At 46.9% G+C, this 19098-nt stretch carries 18 protein-coding genes; 14 read left to right on the plus strand and 4 right to left on the minus strand.

Annotated features, from left to right (window positions below):
- Positions 1 to 20 precede the first annotated feature (20 nt).
- The 10 genes from BFC17_RS15245 to BFC17_RS15290 all read left to right on the plus strand — a co-directional run bounded on the left by BFC17_RS15245 (position 21) and on the right by BFC17_RS15290 (position 11278).
- Positions 21 to 392, plus strand: coding sequence for a hypothetical protein (locus BFC17_RS15245; RefSeq protein WP_070177356.1), 372 nt, complete (start codon positions 21 to 23; stop codon positions 390 to 392).
- Positions 393 to 492: 100 nt separating this feature from the next.
- A complete protein-coding gene (locus tag BFC17_RS15250) occupies positions 493 to 909 on the plus strand; it encodes a MarR family winged helix-turn-helix transcriptional regulator (RefSeq protein ID WP_070177357.1) in 417 nt (138 codons plus the stop codon).
- A 98-nt stretch (positions 910 to 1007) separates the two neighbouring features.
- Complete coding sequence (locus tag BFC17_RS15255; RefSeq protein WP_175439582.1) at positions 1008 to 1751, plus strand: protein kinase family protein; 744 nt, start codon at positions 1008 to 1010, stop codon at positions 1749 to 1751.
- Positions 1752 to 2070: 319 nt separating this feature from the next.
- Entirely contained in the window at positions 2071 to 2472 is a 402-nt protein-coding gene (locus BFC17_RS15260; RefSeq protein WP_070177359.1) for a hypothetical protein, read from the plus strand.
- 134 nt (positions 2473 to 2606) lie between these two features.
- Positions 2607 to 3518, plus strand: coding sequence for a ubiquinol oxidase subunit II (gene cyoA / locus BFC17_RS15265; RefSeq protein WP_070177360.1), 912 nt, complete (start codon positions 2607 to 2609; stop codon positions 3516 to 3518).
- Positions 3519 to 3520: 2 nt separating this feature from the next.
- Complete coding sequence (cyoB, locus tag BFC17_RS15270; RefSeq protein WP_070177361.1) at positions 3521 to 5509, plus strand: cytochrome o ubiquinol oxidase subunit I; 1989 nt, start codon at positions 3521 to 3523, stop codon at positions 5507 to 5509.
- Complete coding sequence (gene cyoC / locus BFC17_RS15275) at positions 5506 to 6126, plus strand: cytochrome o ubiquinol oxidase subunit III (protein WP_070177362.1); 621 nt, start codon at positions 5506 to 5508, stop codon at positions 6124 to 6126. Before cyoB ends, cyoC begins: the two co-directional genes overlap by 4 nt.
- Positions 6126 to 6482: a cytochrome o ubiquinol oxidase subunit IV gene (gene cyoD, locus BFC17_RS15280; protein WP_070177363.1), complete on the plus strand. Its 357-nt coding sequence runs from the start codon at positions 6126 to 6128 to the stop codon at positions 6480 to 6482. Before cyoC ends, cyoD begins: the two co-directional genes overlap by 1 nt.
- Before the next feature lie 8 nt (positions 6483 to 6490).
- On the plus strand, positions 6491 to 7390 hold the full coding sequence (gene cyoE / locus BFC17_RS15285) for a heme o synthase (protein ID WP_070177364.1): 900 nt from the start codon (positions 6491 to 6493) through the stop codon (positions 7388 to 7390).
- Between the two features lie 450 nt (positions 7391 to 7840).
- Positions 7841 to 11278, plus strand: coding sequence for a PKD domain-containing protein (locus tag BFC17_RS15290; RefSeq protein ID WP_070177365.1), 3438 nt, complete (start codon positions 7841 to 7843; stop codon positions 11276 to 11278).
- A 252-nt stretch (positions 11279 to 11530) separates the two neighbouring features.
- Here BFC17_RS15290 and BFC17_RS15295 read toward each other — a convergent pair whose 3' ends face one another.
- Complete coding sequence (locus BFC17_RS15295) at positions 11531 to 11770, minus strand: DinB family protein (RefSeq protein ID WP_070177366.1); 240 nt, start codon at positions 11768 to 11770, stop codon at positions 11531 to 11533.
- A 104-nt stretch (positions 11771 to 11874) separates the two neighbouring features.
- On the opposite strand from BFC17_RS15295, the gene BFC17_RS15300 reads away from it, so the two are divergent.
- From BFC17_RS15300 to nhaC, 3 genes are all read left to right on the plus strand, one after another.
- Positions 11875 to 12147, plus strand: coding sequence for a type II toxin-antitoxin system TacA family antitoxin (locus tag BFC17_RS15300; protein WP_070177367.1), 273 nt, complete (start codon positions 11875 to 11877; stop codon positions 12145 to 12147).
- On the plus strand, positions 12144 to 12641 hold the full coding sequence (locus tag BFC17_RS15305) for a GNAT family N-acetyltransferase (protein ID WP_070177368.1): 498 nt from the start codon (positions 12144 to 12146) through the stop codon (positions 12639 to 12641). Before BFC17_RS15300 ends, BFC17_RS15305 begins: the two co-directional genes overlap by 4 nt.
- Before the next feature lie 390 nt (positions 12642 to 13031).
- A complete protein-coding gene (gene nhaC, locus BFC17_RS15310; RefSeq protein WP_070177369.1) occupies positions 13032 to 14435 on the plus strand; it encodes a Na+/H+ antiporter NhaC in 1404 nt (467 codons plus the stop codon).
- Between the two features lie 25 nt (positions 14436 to 14460).
- On the opposite strand, the gene BFC17_RS15315 is transcribed toward nhaC, so the two are convergent.
- Both BFC17_RS15315 and BFC17_RS15320 read right to left on the minus strand, forming a co-directional pair.
- On the minus strand, positions 14461 to 16077 hold the full coding sequence (locus BFC17_RS15315) for an LruC domain-containing protein (protein WP_070177370.1): 1617 nt from the start codon (positions 16075 to 16077) through the stop codon (positions 14461 to 14463).
- Positions 16074 to 16490: a hypothetical protein gene (locus BFC17_RS15320; protein WP_070177371.1), complete on the minus strand. Its 417-nt coding sequence runs from the start codon at positions 16488 to 16490 to the stop codon at positions 16074 to 16076. Before BFC17_RS15320 ends, BFC17_RS15315 begins: the two co-directional genes overlap by 4 nt.
- Positions 16491 to 16701: 211 nt before the next feature.
- Between BFC17_RS15320 and BFC17_RS15325 the strand changes: the two genes are divergently transcribed.
- The gene (locus tag BFC17_RS15325; RefSeq protein WP_070177372.1) at positions 16702 to 18300 is read left to right on the plus strand and encodes a M28 family metallopeptidase; all 1599 of its coding nucleotides are present in this window, start codon (positions 16702 to 16704) and stop codon (positions 18298 to 18300) included.
- 55 nt (positions 18301 to 18355) lie between these two features.
- Here BFC17_RS15325 and BFC17_RS15330 read toward each other — a convergent pair whose 3' ends face one another.
- Positions 18356 to 18880, minus strand: coding sequence for a porin family protein (locus BFC17_RS15330; RefSeq protein ID WP_070177373.1), 525 nt, complete (start codon positions 18878 to 18880; stop codon positions 18356 to 18358).
- Between the last annotated feature and the right edge of the window lie 218 nt (positions 18881 to 19098).

Raw genomic sequence — 19098 nt, forward strand, 5'->3', positions numbered from 1 at the left:
CTGTTCATAAGGAGTGTGACATGTTTTATCCCTTCTCTTTGCCCCCAATGGCCTGGCAACTGCCGCTTAGTGGCGATGTAAAAGACATCTCGCCTATGACCAACTGGTTTTCGCCTCAGTACGAAATTAATATTGCCGGCAACGCTGCATTGGAAAAGCAGGTGATCACCAAAGTGGCCAGCTATGGTAAACAACTGGGTAAACTCACCAGTGCGGTGCTGGAACTCGCCGATGGTGAGCCTGGTGAAGCAGTAGAGGCACTGCGTACATTGGCTAAAGATATTGAGGCGTTAAAAAACAAAACCTTGTTGGAAAGCGTTGAAGCTGATTTATTCAGACTTAAGAATCAGGATCTTGCTGCCTATAATGCGTTACTAAAACGGTTAGTCTGACCTTATGGCTACAGCAAAAATGAACCTGTTTCGCCTTTTATGGTCTTTTAAGGCACTATATAGCGAAGATGCGATGTAACCCCCCCGCAGGAGAAACCAGGTGGTAGTAGGTGATTTTGGCAAGCTCATTGCTTTAGTACGCAATTTAATGATGGCAAAACTGGATGACGCGCTAAAAGCGTATGATTTAACGTCGTCGCAGTATGGTGTCCTGAAAACCATTGTCGAAAGTAAAGCCGATACGCTGGCGACATTATGCGAAACCATGCAGCACGATAAAGGTGCTATGAGCCGAATTCTGAGTCGTATGGAAGAGAAATCCCTTATCGTGCGGAAACCCTGTCCTGACGATGGCCGTGCTTTTAAACTGGCCTTGTCCGACAAAGCTCTGGCGCTTTATCCGCAAACGGTAGAGTTAGTCGAAGAGATTTATGGTCAGGCTCTCAAAGGCGCTGAACCAGCCGAACGTGAGCAATTTTTTAGTGTACTCGAAAAGTGCCGGGATAATCTGAGCTAACTTTACCGCCAGAATTTGTAAAATCATCTCAATATAGTTGCCCAGTCAATTAAATTTGTTACTGTGCTTGCCTAGTCAACTATATTGAGAGGATTGTTGTGCAAGTTGTTATTGATTCCCTTTGTGCGGCCATTCCGGGTCATGAATTTAGCCCGGCATGTTTACAGGTTTTGCATCAGGGGAGGTTTGCCAATGCCGTGGTGTATCTATATCAGGATGCGCAGTATTGTCTGGTCATCAAGGACTTTTCGTCCCGCCACTGGCTGGTCAGAAAAACAATCGGACGTCTGTCGGTTAACCAGGAATATAAAACTATCAGTCAGTTAAAGCATATTGATGGCATTACACCAGATTGCTACCGCCTGTCTGATTGCAGCATAGCTTATCAACATATAGCGGGTCAGACGCTGAGTCATTTTGCTAAAAACGGCGACAAGCTGGAACCGGCATTCTTTTATCAGCTTGAGAACACCATTAAGGCTATGCATGACAACGGTCGGGTGCATTTGGATCTGCGCAATATGGGCAACATTCTGGTGGACGAGAATGGCAATCCGGCTCTGATTGATTTTCAGTCAAGTATCCAGTGGCGCCGGTTTCCACAGTGGTTACAGAAGTTTATGCGCTACGCCGATATTACCGGCGCTTATAAGGCCTGGGACCGGTATGGCACCACACCGTTACCCGCACACAAAAAGCGTTTTTTAACGCGCTACAACAAAACCCGAAAACTATGGGTTTTCAAAGGTTACCCCATTCACCGCATGCAGGTGAGGTTGCAGGGGTTAGCCGCTAATGTGATGGCGCTGGATATTGTCAGAAACCTGATGGATAAGTTTTAACCGGCCAATAAATACAAATGTTAATGAGAATACATTATGTTAACCGCCCTGTTGTAGATAACAGGAATCGGTTTGTTCGTCGCAAGGTCAGGTGTTGGCATAAGGCGGATAAGATATTAAAAACTGTAGTTTTTAATTATGTAAATCATGTGGATAGATTGGTTTTGCCAAGGTGGCTTGGTAACCTGACGGCCTTATTAACATCCGCAGGGGCCCTTTGTTGGTGATTTTTTAATTTGTTATTCTCACTCGCGTCTGTACTCAGGTTGTTTATGAGTAGGCACAATCATAATCCGTGTTCGAAAGAAAAAATGTAGACATGAATTCAACAGCAAAACAACAATTTGAGTCAATGGTACGCCTGGCTCAGTGGATTGATAAACACACCTGTGAACGGGGTGTGTGGTTGCTGTTGTTGTTTGTGCTTAATCTGCTGTTGATAGTAGATGGCGCTTTTAAAGATACCGGCGAACTCGCGCTGGCAATGAACGAAAGCATTCTGCTCGAACCCTTTTTCTATGCGGCACTGGCGGCATTATTGTCTGCTCCGTTACTGGCTAATCCGCTGCTCAGTGTGGTGTGCTGGTTACTTTCTCAGTTTTGTCCTGCCAAACGCGCAGGTTTGTTTTTAGCGAAATATCAATACTCAGTTACCGAGCCTTTGCCTGCCCTTCCGGTTCATCAGGCTCATGGTAGTCGTGCTCCTCCTTTCGCTATCTGATTGATTACACCTGACCGTTCACCCGGTCACTAGCGCTGTAGTCGATATCTCTGTTGCGTGGAACCTACCACGTTATTTGTGTCGTTTGGGTACAAACGATGAGTTACTCAACCTCTTCGCTGAGAGGAAATCTTTTGTTTATTCGTAACCTTAGTAAATGGGTATGTGCGGCTGCGCTGTTGTCTTTGACCGGCTGTAGCGGCGGCATACTGGATCCGAAAGGACAAATTGGTGCCGATGAAAAATCGCTGATTATCATCTGTACCATTTTAATGCTACTGGTTGTTATACCAGTGATCGTGATGACATTGTATTTTGCCTGGAAATACCGCGCCGATCGTAATGAAGCCTACGAGCCAAAATGGTCTCACTCCTCCAAAATTGAGGCTATCGTTTGGACCATTCCCATCGTTATTGTAGTGGTGCTAGGGGTAATCACCTGGCGTTCTACCCACGCACTTGACCCCTACAAGCCAATTGAAGACAAGGGGGAACACCTGACCGTTGAAGTGGTATCACTTAATTGGAAGTGGCTGTTTATCTATCCCGAGCAAGGCATTGCTACGGTGAACGAACTGGTGTTTCCGGCCAATGTGCCGGTGGAATACAAGATTACCTCGGAAAGCACCATGAACTCGTTTTTTATTCCCCAGTTGGGTAGCCAGATTTACTCCATGGCAGGTATGGAGACCAAACTGCATCTGATTGCTAACGAACCCGGTACCTTTGACGGCTTCTCGTCTAACTACAGTGGCGCGGGCTTCTCTGGCATGAAGTTTAAAGCCATCGCCACCCCCACCAGACAGGACTTTAACGACTGGGTTGCCAAAGTAAAAGCCGGTGGCGGCAGTCTTACGCAGCAATCTTATCCGGCCCTGGCGGAGCCCAGTGAAAACCATCCGGTGGAATATTTTGCCAACGTCTCTGACGGCTTGTTTCATTCTATCGTGATGAAGTACATGCAGGCCCACGGCGAAATGAACTACTACGAAAAACCCGAACATTCAGCCCATCAAATGCATTCAATGAGCGAGGCTGAGGAGTAAGCATGTCGATTTTTGGAAAACTCACACTTGAATCGGTGCCCTACCATGAGCCGATTATTATGGTTACCCTTGCAGTGGTAGCCGTTGTGGGTCTGGTGATTGCCGGGCTCATTACCAAATACAAGCAATGGAGCGTACTCTGGCATGACTGGATCACCTCTATTGACCATAAACGCTTAGGCATCATGTACATTGTGCTGGCCCTGGTGATGCTGGTACGCGGCTTTGCCGATGCCATTATGATGCGTTCACAACTGGCGTTGGCAACTAACGGCGCAGCAGGTTATTTGCCGCCGGAACACTACGACCAAATCTTCTCGGCCCACGGTGTGATCATGATTATCTTTATGGCCATGCCGTTTATGATTGGACTGATGAATATTATTGTGCCGCTGCAAGTTGGGGCACGGGATGTTGCGTTTCCGTTTTTGAACAACCTGAGCTTCTGGCTTACTGCTGGCGGTGCCATTCTGATCAATATCTCGCTGGCCGTAGGTGAGTTTGCCCGCACCGGCTGGGTAGCTTACCCACCATTATCAGAGTTGGCTTACAGTCCCGGCGTGGGGGTGGACTATTACATATGGGCCTTGCAGCTCTCGGGGATGGGCACGCTGTTAACCGCGGTCAACTTTTTGGTTACCGTGTTTAAGATGCGTGCACCGGGCATGCGCTTAATGCAAATGCCAATTTTTACCTGGACCTGTACCTGGGCCAATATTCTGGTTGCGGCGTCGTTCCCCATTTTAACTGCCGTGCTGGCCATGCTGACACTGGACCGTTACTTAGGCTTCCATTTCTTCACTAACGAAGCTGGCGGTAACGCCATGATGTACATCAACCTGTTCTGGGCGTGGGGACATCCTGAGGTGTATATCTTAATTCTCCCTGCCTTTGGTATTTTCTCTGAGGTTATCTCTACCTTTACCGGTAAGCGGTTATTTGGCTATAAGTCTATGGTTTACGCCAGTGGCGCTATCTCCATTCTGGGCTTTATCGTGTGGCTGCACCATTTCTTTACCATGGGTTCAAGTGCCAATGTGAATGCCTTCTTTGGGGTGATGACCATGATCATTGCGGTACCCACCGGCGCTAAGTTGTTTAACTGGTTATTTACCATGTACCGCGGTCGGTTGCGGATTACCGTGCCGGTGCTCTGGACCATCGGTTTTATGGTGACCTTCACCATTGGCGGTATGACCGGTGTGTTACTGGCTATCCCCGGTGCAGACTACGTGCTGCACAACAGCTTATTTCTGATTGCGCACTTCCATAACACTATTCTGGGGGGCGCCGTGTTTGGCTACTTTGCCGGCTTTAACTACTGGTTCCCTAAAGCCATGGGTTTCAAGCTCCATGAAGGCTGGGGCAAAGCCTCGTTCTGGTGCTGGCTGGTAGGTTTCTTTGTGGCCTTTATGCCGTTATATGTGCTTGGCTTCCTCGGCATGACCCGTCGACTGAATCACACCAATAATCCGGAGTGGAACCTGTGGCTTTACATAGCTGCGGTCGGCGGTGTGATTATCATGTTTGGTATTATCTTCCAATTCATTCAACTGTACGTCAGCTTTAAGGAGCGTAAACAGCTTAAAGATACCACCGGCGATCCGTGGAATGGTCACACTCTGGAATGGTCGACCGCCTCACCACCGCAATTTTATAACTTTGGTCATATCCCAACGGTGCATGACATTGATGCCTGGACCGATATGAAAGAAAAAGGTATCGCGTACAAATTACTCGACAAATACCTGCCTATTCACATGCCTAAAAATACCTCGGCAGGTGTGCTGATGAGTCTGGGCTTCACCGGTTTTGGTTTTGCCATGATCTGGCACATCTGGTGGCTGGCGATTGTGGGCCTGGTGTTCGCTATTGGTGTGTACATTAAGCGCTGCTACAGCCGCGATGTCGATTACTTTGTGATGCCAGAAGAAGTGCATGAAATTGAACAAGCCCATGCTGCTGCGGCGGCCAAGGAGGTGACTGCATGAATACCGCAGCCAATTATTTAACCCCGGATGCTGCTGTGCATGAACATGGCGGCCACGAGGAACACACCAGCCACAGCGTATTTGGCTTTTGGCTGTACCTGATGACCGACTGTTTGTTGTTTGCGTCGTTCTTCGCAACCTACGCAGTATTGTACATGAACACCGCTGGTGGCGTGTCAGGTAAGGATATTTTTGAACTGGACTATGTGGCCATAGAAACCGCTGCGCTACTGTTATCCAGTATTACTTTTGGCTTTGCCATGATCACCGCCCAGGGGCAAAAGCAACGTGCCACGCTTGGCTGGCTGCTCGTGACTTTTGCTTTTGGTGCGGTGTTTATCGGCATGGAAATTAATGAGTTTCATCACCTGATCGCTGAAGGGTACGGCCCGCAAAAAAGCGCCTTTTTAAGTGCGTTTTTCTCGCTGGTGGGGTTACACGGTTTACACGTTACTGCCGGACTTATCTGGATGACGGTGATGATGATTGAAGTGGTGCGCCGCGGATTGGGCCATCAAACCGTCACGCGCCTGAGCTGTCTTAGCCTGTTCTGGCACTTTCTGGACATTGTCTGGATTTGTGTATTTACCGTGGTTTACTTAATGGGAGCGATGTAATGAGTCACAGCGAATCACATATTGTGGGGCAGCACACGGCTGCCCATGCCGACCATGGTCATGGCGACGTTAAATCTTACCTGATTGGCTTTGTATTATCCGTTATCTTAACGGTAATCCCGTTCTGGGCAGTCATGAATGGCGGGTTCAGCAAAGGCACCCTGCTCTGGACCATAGTTACTCTGGCGATAGTGCAAATCTGGGTGCATTTGAAATACTTTTTGCACCTTAACTTCACTACTGAAGATGGCAAAGCCAGTACATTTTCGTTTTTGTTCAGCGCCGTTATTATCGTGATGGTGGTTGGCTTATCGGTTTGGATCATCTACGAATCCAACGCAATGATGATGTACTGAGGCCGGTTATGAGTCAGCATCTGCGTCGTTATTTTCACCGCTATGTGCAGGTTACCAAGCCTGGCATTATTATGGGTAATCTGATTGCCACCACGGGCGGATTTTTACTGGCTTCCCGGGGCAATATCGATGGCGTTTTGATGCTGGCTACCCTGCTGGGTATTTCTCTGGTAGTGGCCTCTGGTTGTGCCATAAACAACGGCATCGACCGCGATATCGACAGCCGCATGCAACGCACCCGTTCACGGGTAACAGTAACCGGGGAAATGTCACTGTCAGCAGCGTTTGCTCACGGTGTTGTGCTCGGTATTGCAGGTTTTACCCTGCTGGCGTTGTATACCACTGCCGCAGCGGTGGCCTTTGCCATACTTGGTTATGTGGTATACGTGGGCATTTACAGCCTGTATATGAAGCGCAATTCGGTGTATGGCACGTTGGTGGGGAGCTTATCCGGCGCGGTGCCGCCGGTGGTAGGGTACTGTGCTGTAAGCGGACAATTCGACAGCGGCGCGGCAATTTTGCTGCTGATGTTTTGCCTGTGGCAAATGCCCCACTCCTATGCCATTGGAATTTTCCGTTATGACGATTACAAGGCGGCTGGAATTCCGGTGTTGCCGGTAGCTCAGGGTATTACCAAAGCCAAACATCATATTGTGATCTACATTGCGGTGTATGCACTGGTAACCCTGCTGCTACCAATCAACGGGTATACTGGCATAGCCTTTATGGCTGTTGCCGCCACCACCAGTTTATGGTGGCTGTATCTGGCGCTAAAAGGGTACCAGGCGCAAACCGATACTGTAGTGTGGGCTCGCAAAGTGTTTGGCTATTCTATTTTAAATATCACTCTGCTCAGCATTACCATGGCACTGGATTACCACACTATAGTAATGCCGGTGTTTGGTTAGATTGAGTAGTGGATTAACGGCTTTTGTGAGTGTGGGGGCAAAATTCTAAGTTAAGGTTTAATATCTCTTACTTTATTAATTTGACTGATCAAAACGGAGGAAAATTAGTTAAATAATCAAACCTAATCGTTTATCGAGGCTGATTGTGTCAGTCCATTTTTATGGGACGTTTTGAACTTAATAGATTCTCTACCCTGAAAGACAGAGAGACTATTTTCGTGAAGATAAGCCTTTTCGAAATTTTTGGGTTTTCACACATTCTACATGACTAACTTAACAAAAAATTGACATTGCCAAATTAACCAACTAAAAATGATTCGGGTTTGCCTAAAATTAGAACAATTGATTTATTAGGGCACTGCCACACATTTATAATGGGCAGGGAAAAATGTAAGGTAATTTTGTGTAGGCAAGGCTGCAGCTTTAAAAAGAATGAATTAAGGAAGATTGATGTTAAATCAGGTAAAAATTACAAATCTAAATTTAGTCATACTGACTTTTTCATTTCTGGCGGTATTTGCTGTTAGTGCCAATACGCCAGATAATTCCACTCAAACCTTCAGCAATTCATCTACACATGCTTTAGGCAATTTTAAAGTGCTCAACGTATTTTGTGATTTCACAACGGCGCAGAACGCCTCTGAAACCATATCACCAACAGAATTTGAATCGTATTTATTGTTAGATGAATTCCCGAGTCTTTTCGACTTTTGGCAAACTAACGCATATGGAAAAATAACTTTTGCAGGAAGTGAGGTAGTACCAAATTGGGTGACAGTTGATGCTGACTCTTCTCTGTTTATTAATCATAGTACAGGGATGATTACCGATCATCAGGGGTTATTTGAGAGTTGTTTGACCGCGCTGACAGAATCTGGCGAAACGGCGCAGCCTGATAATTTTGACATTATCAATTTAATTGTTAATGAAGGTTTTAGAAGTCAGGGGCGAAAGGTACTTGGATTATTTACACCAGATACTTATGGTGGCAACACAATATTATCTTACCCCGATCTGTTTGACCAATTTGAAGATGTTAATGGTGAAGCGCGTTTTGCATTAAACGTGGTAGCACACGAATTTGGGCACGCATTGGGCTTACATCATTCACGTGATCATGTGAGCGAAGACTATGGCTCATTATGGGACGTAATGAGTAGTTACGGTGTTTTTCGCGGTTTTATAAGTGGAAACAGTTCATCAACAACTTACCCTGTAAATAATGTACATACCATTGGTGCGAATAAATATGAGCTGGGCTGGCTTAACGATAGTGAAGTACTCAGCATTGATAGCCAGACCACGTCATTTTCACTAGCTCCACTTTCTTGGCAACCAGAGAATGTGCCGGAAACGTCGTATCGTCTGGCATATTACCATGATGGTATTAATGAATACTCCATTGAAGCACGCCGCACAACCTTGGAGGATAAAACCGATTATGATTTTAACATTCCACAAAGTGGTGTTGTGGTTCATAAATTTGATCCTATGCCAATTGTATATGACGCAGACCACGATAAAGATGGTAACGACCCTCAAGGCATATACACGGACGGAGAATTTATAGTTATAAGTGACTTAGTGCTTAAAGTTAGCCTTTTAAGTAACGGTGAATACCTGCTTGAAAAGCAACCTTGTAGCGCTCTATCAATTCCCGTTTTTGCTTCGAAGGGGCAAAGTGCTGATGCAATTACCTTACGCTGGCTGCCTCTTAACTACTACTCGTCTTTTGATATTTACCGTGAGAGCGAATCCCAGGCGGCAGAAATCATAGCAACGATAACCGATTTTTCCGCTGAAGAGGTAATTCGCGGATTACCCATGACATACTTGGATAAAGATATTCAGCCTGAACAGCGCTATCAGTACTGGATACAAGGCATATCAGCTTGTGGAGTCACTGCTTTAGGGGATGGCGTTGAAGGCTATGCCTCTCTTTTTCCTAAAATACCAGAACTATCTGCTAGCTCATATTATGCAGAAGGCTTGCTAACTAATTATAGAAACGACATATCCCTCTCTTTTGTGGATAATTCCGGGCTGTTTCGCACTTTTGGCCGCGGCAGTATGGGGCAAAACGGTGACGGAATTACTTATTATAACGAAGCAGATGCTGTCTCAAATACAGCTCTATTTCAATTTGGGATAGATAATGGCGGTAACCCGTTAGGCAATATCAAGGGCGTCGCTAAAGGTCATGGCAATAACGGCAATAATTACGTTATTACTGATGAAGGCAGAGTATTGGCTTTTGGTAATAACAGGGAATATTTTAATACGTTTAGACGAGGATTATTAGGTACAGGCGCTACAGATTGGTTTTTGTTAACGCCTACGCTGGTAGTAGATGCCGATGACAAACCATTAGAAAATGTGGTTAAGGTAGTAACAACAGGATTCTGGTCTGCCGCTATTCATGCAGATGGTACCGTTCATGAATGGGGGAATACACTTAGTTTTAACGGGTTAAATCATGGATTTGTATCGAAAGCGATTGAGCTGGTCGATGGCAGCGGAGAGCCGGTTCGCCATGTTAAGGACATTGCTGTCAGCAGAGAGTATACAGATTATAACCTCGTGGGAGCAGTACTGATACTTGATAATGTGGGGAGGGTAAAAGTATGGGGAGATTCCATTTGGCAATTTTTTAAACCAGACCAGGCTCCAGAAGACTTTTTACATCCAGCAGAAACAGGATTTAGCCAACTATCTGCTAACATACGCCAAATTATGCTGGATGATAAAGGATCCCACGGGATGGCGGTCTCTTACGATGGTGATTTATATATTTGGGGTGCTTGTAACAATTACTGCGGTGGCAACAACCAAGAACAGTTAGCAGCTGAATACATTGTGTCACCAATTAATGCTGAAACGGGCGAGCCACTAATGAATATTACTAAGGTGGTTCAGGTTGCTCAGCACTATTTAGCTTTAGATTCACAAGGTAAAGCTTGGGTATGGGGAAAGCGTCATAATTCGGGAATGCCACAAGCTATTGAGTATTGGGATAATTATCGTGGGCCATTTGCGGATTTTGATTATATTGGAACGCGTTACAATAATGAAATCAGTCCAGGGTTTAAAACGGTTGTTGGTTTTGAACTTACAACTGATGGGGTTGCGTACTTTGTAAGTGAAAATTACACACAAACAGGCGAGGCAAATGGAGCGGTTTCTCTACCTGTTGAAGACGGTACGCAATTATTTGGCGAAAGCATTCCGTTGAGACCTATTGTTGCGCTAACTTCTGAAATTATCGATTTAGGTGATAATGCATTCAGAGTGACTGTTTCGAGCGACAATACTGCATGGTCTAAGTTTAATTTTGCTGTAACTAATACACTGACCCACAGCCAGATATCTGATAACACAATTGAGTTTACTCTGAATGACGGGGATAAGGCCGGAATTGAAGTGATAGCTTCTGATGGACTGACATCTTCGCAGCCTATTCTGGTAGTAGTAGATAGTACTCCAAACGCGGCACCTATTATCACAATGGCAGATACTGCCACTGTGAAAGAGGGGGACAGCATTACTCTTGAGGTGAGTGTGACTGATGCTGATGGCGAGACTTTAACCTATGAATGGACTCAGCTGAGTGGGCCAACGCTAACAATAGGAGGAGCAGATACCATTAATCCAACATTTACAGCTCCAACCGTTTCAGCCAATGCAGTTGCGGTAATACAACTTGCCGTAAGTGATGGCCGAGAAACAGTAACGGATAGCATTAGTCTTACTATAGAAAATCAGGTTACAAGCACACCTTCAAATCCCGGCACTTCAGGCAGCTCGGGAGGTGGGGGAGGGGCTCCAGGACCTTTACTCCTTCTATTGTTATTCGGAATAACAGTCCGCGCTTTTCGCGAGAAAAAATAACGAACGCGTGCCGGTCAAAATTTTCTGACTGGTACAGGCGTTGTCACTACTTACGATGGTCTGAACAGAGAAGTTACACAAGATGTTGTGAGCGATGAAGCCTCAATAGCTAAAACTTTTTGTGGATGCGATTACATTCAGCAAAGGATTGAACGGTTAGATGTGGCAAATACTTGCGCATTCAATAATGCCGTATCAAACAAGAATGGTGTTTATCAAAGATTTGTTTCTGCTCTACTTACTGAGCAATCATTAAAAGCTAAGGATGAAATAAACCAATAATGCATCTAAACTGGCCGGGTCTGGCAATGCTAAAACCGGTGCAAGCGCCGGGAAATCCATCGGATGCTTGGTGTAACGCTTCAGACAGATAATATCTGCTACCAGAATATGGTTAAGGGTACCCGAGACAGAGTCAAAATAGGCACCGCGATGCTCAGTGAAGGCAGCCTGAGTAAGAGTTGCTGCGGCGTTGTTAACCTTGTTGTTCATCCATTGGTTTATGGTTTATGTGCCAAAGTGACACAAGTTTGCTTTTTGTACGCTTTAAGAACATAATTCCTATGTGACACTTTGACACAATAGGAGACTTGATTATGGCTACCACTTTGCCTCGAATAACCGCCAGAGTTGATGTGGATACACAAGATTTACTTACACAGGCCGCCGCAATCGCTGGCATGACAAGCATTAACTCATTTGTGCTAAGTGCTGCGATTGAAAAGGCTAAACAAATCATTGAGCGTGAACAAACCTTAAAACTAAGCCAGGATGATGCGATGTTGCTAATGGAAGCTTTAGATCGCCCTGCAACCCCTAACTCAAAGCTAAAAGCTGCATCTGAGCGATACGAAAGCAAAACTCAATAATGAATACGGTACTTCTGGATAAAGCGAAACACGATAGAAACCGATTCAACTGTGGTGTCACGGCCTTAAATAATTACTTAAAAGTAATGGCAAGCCAGCAAGTAAAGAAAGACAACACCAGAACCTTTGTGTTGGAAGATGATACTGATACGTCATATATCATCGGCTTTTACACACTAACAATGACACCAATTGACTTAAAGGCATTACCCGAAAAATTGCAAAAGAAGCACCAATCATCAACCTCTGGTGGTCTTATTGCCCGCCTCGCTATTGATGAGAGATACAAAGGCAAAGGCTTTGGTGAGTGGCTACTTGTTGACGCGCTCCGAAAGCTATTAGCTGCTAGTGATAGTGTTGCATTTCCGGTGGTTATCGTTGATGCAAAAGACGGTGCAATACAATTCTATGAGCGCTATGGCTTTCAAGTATTTAAGGATGCCGAAAACAAACTCTTCATTACCATTGCAGATGTAAGAGCAAGCTTGGGGTAGGTAACTGTCAGCCTGTTGAAGACTGGAGCAAGTTTACCAGTACTCTTTTAATTCTTAGAGTATCATTCTCATCAGTGATTCGCACACTGTTTGCAGATGTCTTTATGCCATCGCTGTATCTGGTAACAACGCTAGTAAATCGGTCACGGCCATATCAGCGCCATATTGATTGAGTAAAGTAGTTACCTGCTACGGTGGCGGGTTTGATGATTAAAGAAGTATATCCTGTTAAGACGCTCTGAAATAGAAAGGTTCAGTTGATAAATGAACTAAGCCAAAACTGCCTTTACATTCATATTCTTATGTGGGATAAAAAGTATACAGAATAATATCTATTGTAGTAATGCCGTTCTGTTGCGGCAGCCAAGCGCTACAGGTCACGGGATTTTCATGCGACAACAGCGACTGCCTTCTCTTACCGAAATTCTACTGCTTACCGCTTCTTTGCTGGTTATCATTTTTGTTGTAGCGCATCAGCTCGACCTACCCATCCAACTGGCGTTTATTGGTTGCTGGTTTGCGACCATGGGGTTTGGTAAGTACCTTGGCTACACATACCATCAGTTGCAAAAGGGTATCATCGGTGGCGTAACCCAGGGGATGGAAGCGATCCTGATCCTGATTTCGGTTGGTGCTTTAATTGGCAGTTGGATGGCGGGTGGCATAGTACCGAATATCATTTATCTGGGCTTATCGGTAATGGATCCGTCACTGTTTTTACCGGCGGCCTTTATTATTTGTGCTATTACCTCGCTGGCTACCGGCACATCCTTTGGTACCGCAGGCACCGCTGGTATTGCCATGATGGGGATCGGTGCCGGTTTTGGTTTGCCGCCGGCGCTGGTAGCTGGCGCGGCAATTTCTGGTGCTTACGTGGGCGATAAACTCTCGCCTTTGTCAGACACCACCGTCATGACAGCCTCTATGTGTCAGGTCAATCTTATCGCTCACATTAAATCGATGCTTTACGTCAGTGTGCCAGCCTGTGTTATAGCTGCATCGGCGTTCTTGCTGGTGGGCTTAGGGTTCGAGCACGATGGCAGCACTGGTACCGCGCAACAGGTAATGGATGCTATTGCCGGTCATTATACGATTGGCTGGTACATGTTGCTGCCAGCATTAATTGTTATTGGCATGCTGATGATGCGAATGCCGTCTTTTCCGGTGATTTGTTTTGGCGCCGTACTGGGTGTTATCTGGGCGATGATGTTTGAACAAGCCTCGGCCACCACTGCTTTTAACAGTCTTTACCACGGTAACTTTATTGATACTGACGTAGAGTTTTTGCAAATCCTGCTTAACCGCGGCGGCATCACCTCCATGCTTTCAACCATCCTGCTGGTAATACTGGCCATGGGACTGGGTGGTCTTATGGAGTCCATTGGTGTGCTGGCTTCGGTATGTAATTCATTGCAGCACTGGGCTACCAGTACGGGCCGTCTGGGGCTTGCTACCCTGTTAAGTGGCGTACTGGGCAACGCACTTGGAGGCGCTGCTTATGTTTCCATAATGACCGCTAGCACCATAACCTCACGTAATTATGAACAACTGGGTATCGACAGACGGGTGCTTTCCCGTAATGTCGAATCGGGGGGCACGGTGACAACACCGATGATCCCGTGGACCGACGGCGGTATTTTTATGGCTACCACACTGGGCGTGAGTACCCTCACCTACCTGCCGTTTTTATGGTATCACTGGCTGGTGATTGGCATTTCTATTCTGTATAGCTATGCCGGCTGGTATCACTTCAAACCGGTTGCGATCCCTGAAGTCGCCACCGAGGCAAACTAAGATCAAGTCTGCTGGCATTGGCCGGTTACCAATGCCATTTATTACTGTTGTCGGCTTCTTTGGTATCGTAAATGCTTTGCATATCTTTGTTCAGGTACCAGTCCTGGTACCGGGTGCCGGATGACTCTACAAAGGGAATAAACTCACTGTAGCCGCGGCTAATATTGTGCCCTTCAATCAGTGGCAGCCAGTCGGTAGAGAAAATCATCGCAAAGGGATAACCGTTGTCGTCGGTAAAGTTATCGTTGGTATTATTGCTGGCCTGATAGCCATTGCTTGTTCTGTCACCGGCCAGGCGTTTATCCGGCAAATGGATCTCGTAGGCAAAAGTACTGCCATCAGCACGTTCCCGGTGAACAAATAAATAAGGATCAAACGGGGGCTGTTCGGCGTTACTGAAAGTAACCCCCTGATCTAACGCCACGCTGAAGGTGTATTTGGGCCCCTGAACAAATTTATCAACCGCTTCACAGTCCTTTTCGGTATTGGTAAAGCTGCACCCTGTCGCCGGAGCAAAAATGGTTTTAGTGTCTTTAAACGCCTGTAGATCCAGGTTGCCGCTAAAGGTTCGCTGCCGGTTAACAAAATAAGGTTCACTGATGTCTGCTCCGGGTAATCCGTCCGCCGTGGGCGGAAACATCGACTCAGAAATTTCGCCCGACATGCCCGGCGCATTAATGCGTAAATGCCAGTCGTGATTATACGTAGCGCCGCGAGTCACCAACACGGCTTCGCCGCGCAGCTTGCTGATCTCCGAATATTTATCTACGCCATACTCGACCCGGTAAGCAACGATCAGATCATTAAAGTCATAGTCACCTAAGTTGGGAAATAAATCTTCGTAGCCTACCAGATAGTAGGTATCTGCCGACGGATAAGCGGTCCAGGCGTACCACTCGTTGGAGTAGCCGTCCTGGGTAAAGGCGGGATCTTCTTCACGCAAATCAAATACACCTGGTGCTTCGGCAACCCCCGCTGCCTCTAAATCAAGAAACCGGGCATCCACGCTATCGACAATCGCCATGTCTTCAAAACCGTTGGAATAGTCGTAAAACAATTCCGGATCGCCAAGTTTGCCGTTGGTTTTCAGCAGCTCAATATTCAGCGTGACTTCGCTGGCGTTACTGATATCAATATCAAGGGGAAAGCTTAGCGTGGCGTCAAAATCGGCGGCAATGCTGGATACCGAGCCGGTTATCTGGCTGGAACCGGTACGACCAAGCAGGGTGTAATACAAACTGCGCTCGGCAGCAGATTGGTTACCCTCAGCCAGCAGATACTTGGTACGGGTGGTGTACTGGCTGTAACTAAAGCTATCACCGTTAATCGTAACGGTTAATACCGCTGACTTTATCGCAACAGCCTGAGTTTCGGCCTTTTCAGTGCCACTGGCTGCTTCGTTAATATCCACGGCAAATACCAGCTTACCGTTGTGTTCTAAACGCAAGCTTTCCAATCGCTGCATCCGTTCGGCAACGGTCGCGCCCAAAGCGGTTTCGTCAGCCAGCGTGATGGCGCCGGTGCCGCTGGACTGAATCACATCGCTGATTAAATGTGACTCGGCATAGCAGTTAACCGCCAAGGCGCTGGCGATAAGTGGTAACAATATACCGGGGGAATTTAACCCATACAGAGGCTTCATAGTGCTACCTCCATAATTTTTACCTGGGCAGTGTCGGTAGCCACATCGTAGGCCATATATTCAATGGTCACGAGGTCGATAATACTCGGAATGTTTACGGTAACCGATATCTGCTCACCTGCCTGCGAGCGGCCCAGATACAAGTCCTGAATTTTATCATCCCAACTGGCGGTAAGTTTAAAGTTTACCTGACCGGATAAGTCATCCGGGACACTAAAACTCACGGTTTGCTGAACAAAGTTACTAAAGTCAAAACTGGCTGGTACCGTTGCTACATCACCGCCGCCAACCTGAGCAGCAGGCGCATTGCCCGCCGGAGCAGGGGCCGGGGCCGGAGCGCTAGTTTCTGAGCTACCGCCTCCGCCGCACGCAGCAAGGAGTAAAATAGCCGGTAACGGGATGTATTTGTGCATAACGCCTACCTCTGAACACAATGTACTGCTAATCATTCTCAAAGTAGTCGCTAAATTTGTATTCCGCCCCGCTGTAACAGCAAAAATGAACTAAAGGTTGAGTCGTTGGGCTTTTGCTTAACCGTGCCTGTTGGTGCATCAATCCTGTCTGGTTTGAGCATCCGCGGTGAATTCGCTACCCTGTGCCAACCTGTAGCTCAATATAATTATCATGTTTAGAACTCTCTTATTATGCGGCGCGCTAACGTGCACTGGTGCCGCGGCTCTGGCCGAAAACCTGTCAGCCATCGGTCAGTCCATCAATCTGGATAATTACCGTCAGGATGTTAAAACCCTGGCCAGTGATGAATTTGAAGGCCGGGCCCCGTTGTCCGCCGGTGAAACCAAAACCATTGAATACCTGGTTAGCCAGTTTAAGGACATGGGTCTGCAACCAGCATTTGGCACAAGTTATGTTCAGGAAGTGCCACTGGCAAAAATAACCGCCGATCAGAATATGGCGCTACAGATGGGTGATCTGAGCCTGGTTAATGGCAGTGATTTTGTTGCTCGTACCGAGCGTATCAGCGAAGAGATTACCCTGGATAATGACCTGGTGTTTGCCGGTTATGGCATCAACGCGCCGGAATATAACTGGAACGATTACGCCGGTATCGACGTTAAGGGTAAAACCGTGATTGTGCTGGTCAACGACCCGGGGTTCACGTCGGGTGACAAGGCGTTTTTTAATGGCCGGGCCATGACCTATTACGGTCGCTGGACTTACAAATACGAAGAAGCCGCCCGCCAGGGTGCTAAAGCTGTTTTTATCGTACATGAAACCATGGCCGCCGGTTATGGTTGGGGTGTGGTGCAGGCGGGAGGGACCACGCCTAAGTATACGCTGGTGGATAATCAGCAAAATCAGTCCAAAGTGGGTGTCATGGGCTGGATGACGTTACGCGCTGCTGAAAAGGTCTTCAGTGCGGCGGGGGTCGATTATCGGGCCGTTAAAAAAGCGGCGGGCCAGCCGGGTTTTAAAGCCATCGATTTAAAGCAACAGGTTAAACTGGCGCTGCGTAATAGTATTGAACACAAAGCCTCACAAAACGTCGCGGCTATTTTACCAGGCAGCCAAAACCCTGATGAGTGGGTTGCATTGCATGCTCACTGGGACGGGCTTGGTATGGGTATGGAAAATGCTAAGCAAGTGGTATTAAACGGTGCCGTTGATAATGCTTCCGGGGTTGCCGGGGTACTGGAACTGGCCCGGGTGTTTAAAGCGCAGGTAAAAGCAAAACCCTTTAAACGCACGTTAATGTTTGGTGCGTTTACGGCCGAAGAAACCGGCCTGATAGGCGCTGAACACTTTGCCAAAAATCCGCCCGTCCCGGCAAAAGACATTGTGGCGTTTTTGAATATTGACGGTATGAACGTGAACAATGCCACCGATTACACGCTACAGTACGGCGAAGGGGTTTCTGAACTGGAAGATTATGTCGCCCGGGTGGCGAAAAATCAGGGCCGGTTTGTTAAGCCGGATCCGCGTCCGCAAAATGGCTTGTTTTTCCGCTCTGATCACTTTGCCGCGGCACGTCAGGGGATCCCGTCTTATCTGTTTATGAGTCTTGGCGATACCGATCCGCAGTTTATTGCCAGTCGCTATCACAAATCAGGTGACGACTATTTTGCCAGCTGGTCATTAGGCGGTGTTTTGCAGGATTTAGACTTAATCGGTCAGGTGATGGCAGAGCTTGCTAACAATGGTGACTGGCCTCATTGGAAGGCCGATTCTTCATTTAAAGAAGCCCGCAAAGCATCGGGGCGCTAGTAATTGCCGACGATTCAGCCAGCCGCCAGCGATAACCAGCGGCTGGCCTCTGGCTTTAGAACTTGTAAGTAAAACCAGCACTAAAACCGTTTAATTCGTAGCCATCTTTGTCCAGATAAGACATATACTCGATGTTGCCGCTAACACGATCTGTGAACGCGTAATCAATGCCTGCACCGTAGCTCAAATCGCTGTCACTGGCGTTCTCATGGTAACCGCCGTAGCTGGCTTCTAATTCGCCTTTGGTGTAACCCAGAACCACGTACGGATAGAAACCATTGTTTTCAAAACCGGCTTTGGCATACAGGCCGTACATGTAGTTTAGTTCCAGTTCCACGCCATACAGTGAATCGTCAGAAACGCCAGTACCTAAACGGGCTTCCAGTGCAACATAGTCGGTTAACTGGGTACCAACACGGCCCAAAATAGCGCCCAGGTCCATATCGATGTCGCCTTCTGAGTAATCTACGTACACGGCACTTGCGCCAGCATAGATAGAAGGAGAAAGGGTTTCTGCTGCATTAACGTTGCTGGCAGCGGCTAGCAGACCAGTGGTTAGCAAAAAGAGTGCTTTTTTCATTTCATGTCCTTAATACAAAAAACAAGAGGAAGTGACGAAATCAGCGTGACTGCTTCCTCTCAATCACGGCTGAAAATGCAGAGCGGGACTCTGCGGAAAACACACAGGTTATGGCCTGGAAAATAACACGGTAGAAAGGATATGTTACCGGAATTGCCCGGTCGTCATTAGGCAGAGATGAACCGGGATGGACTCTAACCTGTTGTAGATAAAGTATT

It is taken from the genome of Marisediminitalea lipolytica, from assembly GCF_001758465.1.
GTDB lineage: Bacteria > Pseudomonadota > Gammaproteobacteria > Enterobacterales > Alteromonadaceae > Alteromonas > Alteromonas lipolytica.

What these genes read in the sequence shown, in the direction of transcription:
- nhaC (WP_070177369.1), top strand. Translation starts at nt 13,032, where the DNA reads ATGCGACAACAGCGACTGCCTTCTCTTACCGAAATTCTACTGCTTACC.
- cyoE (WP_070177364.1), top strand. Translation starts at nt 6,491, where the DNA reads ATGAGTCAGCATCTGCGTCGTTATTTTCACCGCTATGTGCAGGTTACC.
- cyoB (WP_070177361.1), top strand. Translation starts at nt 3,521, where the DNA reads ATGTCGATTTTTGGAAAACTCACACTTGAATCGGTGCCCTACCATGAG.
- BFC17_RS15320 (WP_070177371.1), bottom strand. Translation starts at nt 16,490, where the DNA reads ATGCACAAATACATCCCGTTACCGGCTATTTTACTCCTTGCTGCGTGC.
- BFC17_RS15300 (WP_070177367.1), top strand. Translation starts at nt 11,875, where the DNA reads ATGGCTACCACTTTGCCTCGAATAACCGCCAGAGTTGATGTGGATACA.
- BFC17_RS15330 (WP_070177373.1), bottom strand. Translation starts at nt 18,880, where the DNA reads ATGAAAAAAGCACTCTTTTTGCTAACCACTGGTCTGCTAGCCGCTGCC.
- BFC17_RS15295 (WP_070177366.1), bottom strand. Translation starts at nt 11,770, where the DNA reads ATGAACAACAAGGTTAACAACGCCGCAGCAACTCTTACTCAGGCTGCC.
- cyoC (WP_070177362.1), top strand. Translation starts at nt 5,506, where the DNA reads ATGAATACCGCAGCCAATTATTTAACCCCGGATGCTGCTGTGCATGAA.
- BFC17_RS15325 (WP_070177372.1), top strand. Translation starts at nt 16,702, where the DNA reads ATGTTTAGAACTCTCTTATTATGCGGCGCGCTAACGTGCACTGGTGCC.
- BFC17_RS15290 (WP_070177365.1), top strand. Translation starts at nt 7,841, where the DNA reads ATGTTAAATCAGGTAAAAATTACAAATCTAAATTTAGTCATACTGACT.
- BFC17_RS15245 (WP_070177356.1), top strand. Translation starts at nt 21, where the DNA reads ATGTTTTATCCCTTCTCTTTGCCCCCAATGGCCTGGCAACTGCCGCTT.
- cyoD (WP_070177363.1), top strand. Translation starts at nt 6,126, where the DNA reads ATGAGTCACAGCGAATCACATATTGTGGGGCAGCACACGGCTGCCCAT.
- BFC17_RS15260 (WP_070177359.1), top strand. Translation starts at nt 2,071, where the DNA reads ATGAATTCAACAGCAAAACAACAATTTGAGTCAATGGTACGCCTGGCT.
- BFC17_RS15315 (WP_070177370.1), bottom strand. Translation starts at nt 16,077, where the DNA reads ATGAAGCCTCTGTATGGGTTAAATTCCCCCGGTATATTGTTACCACTT.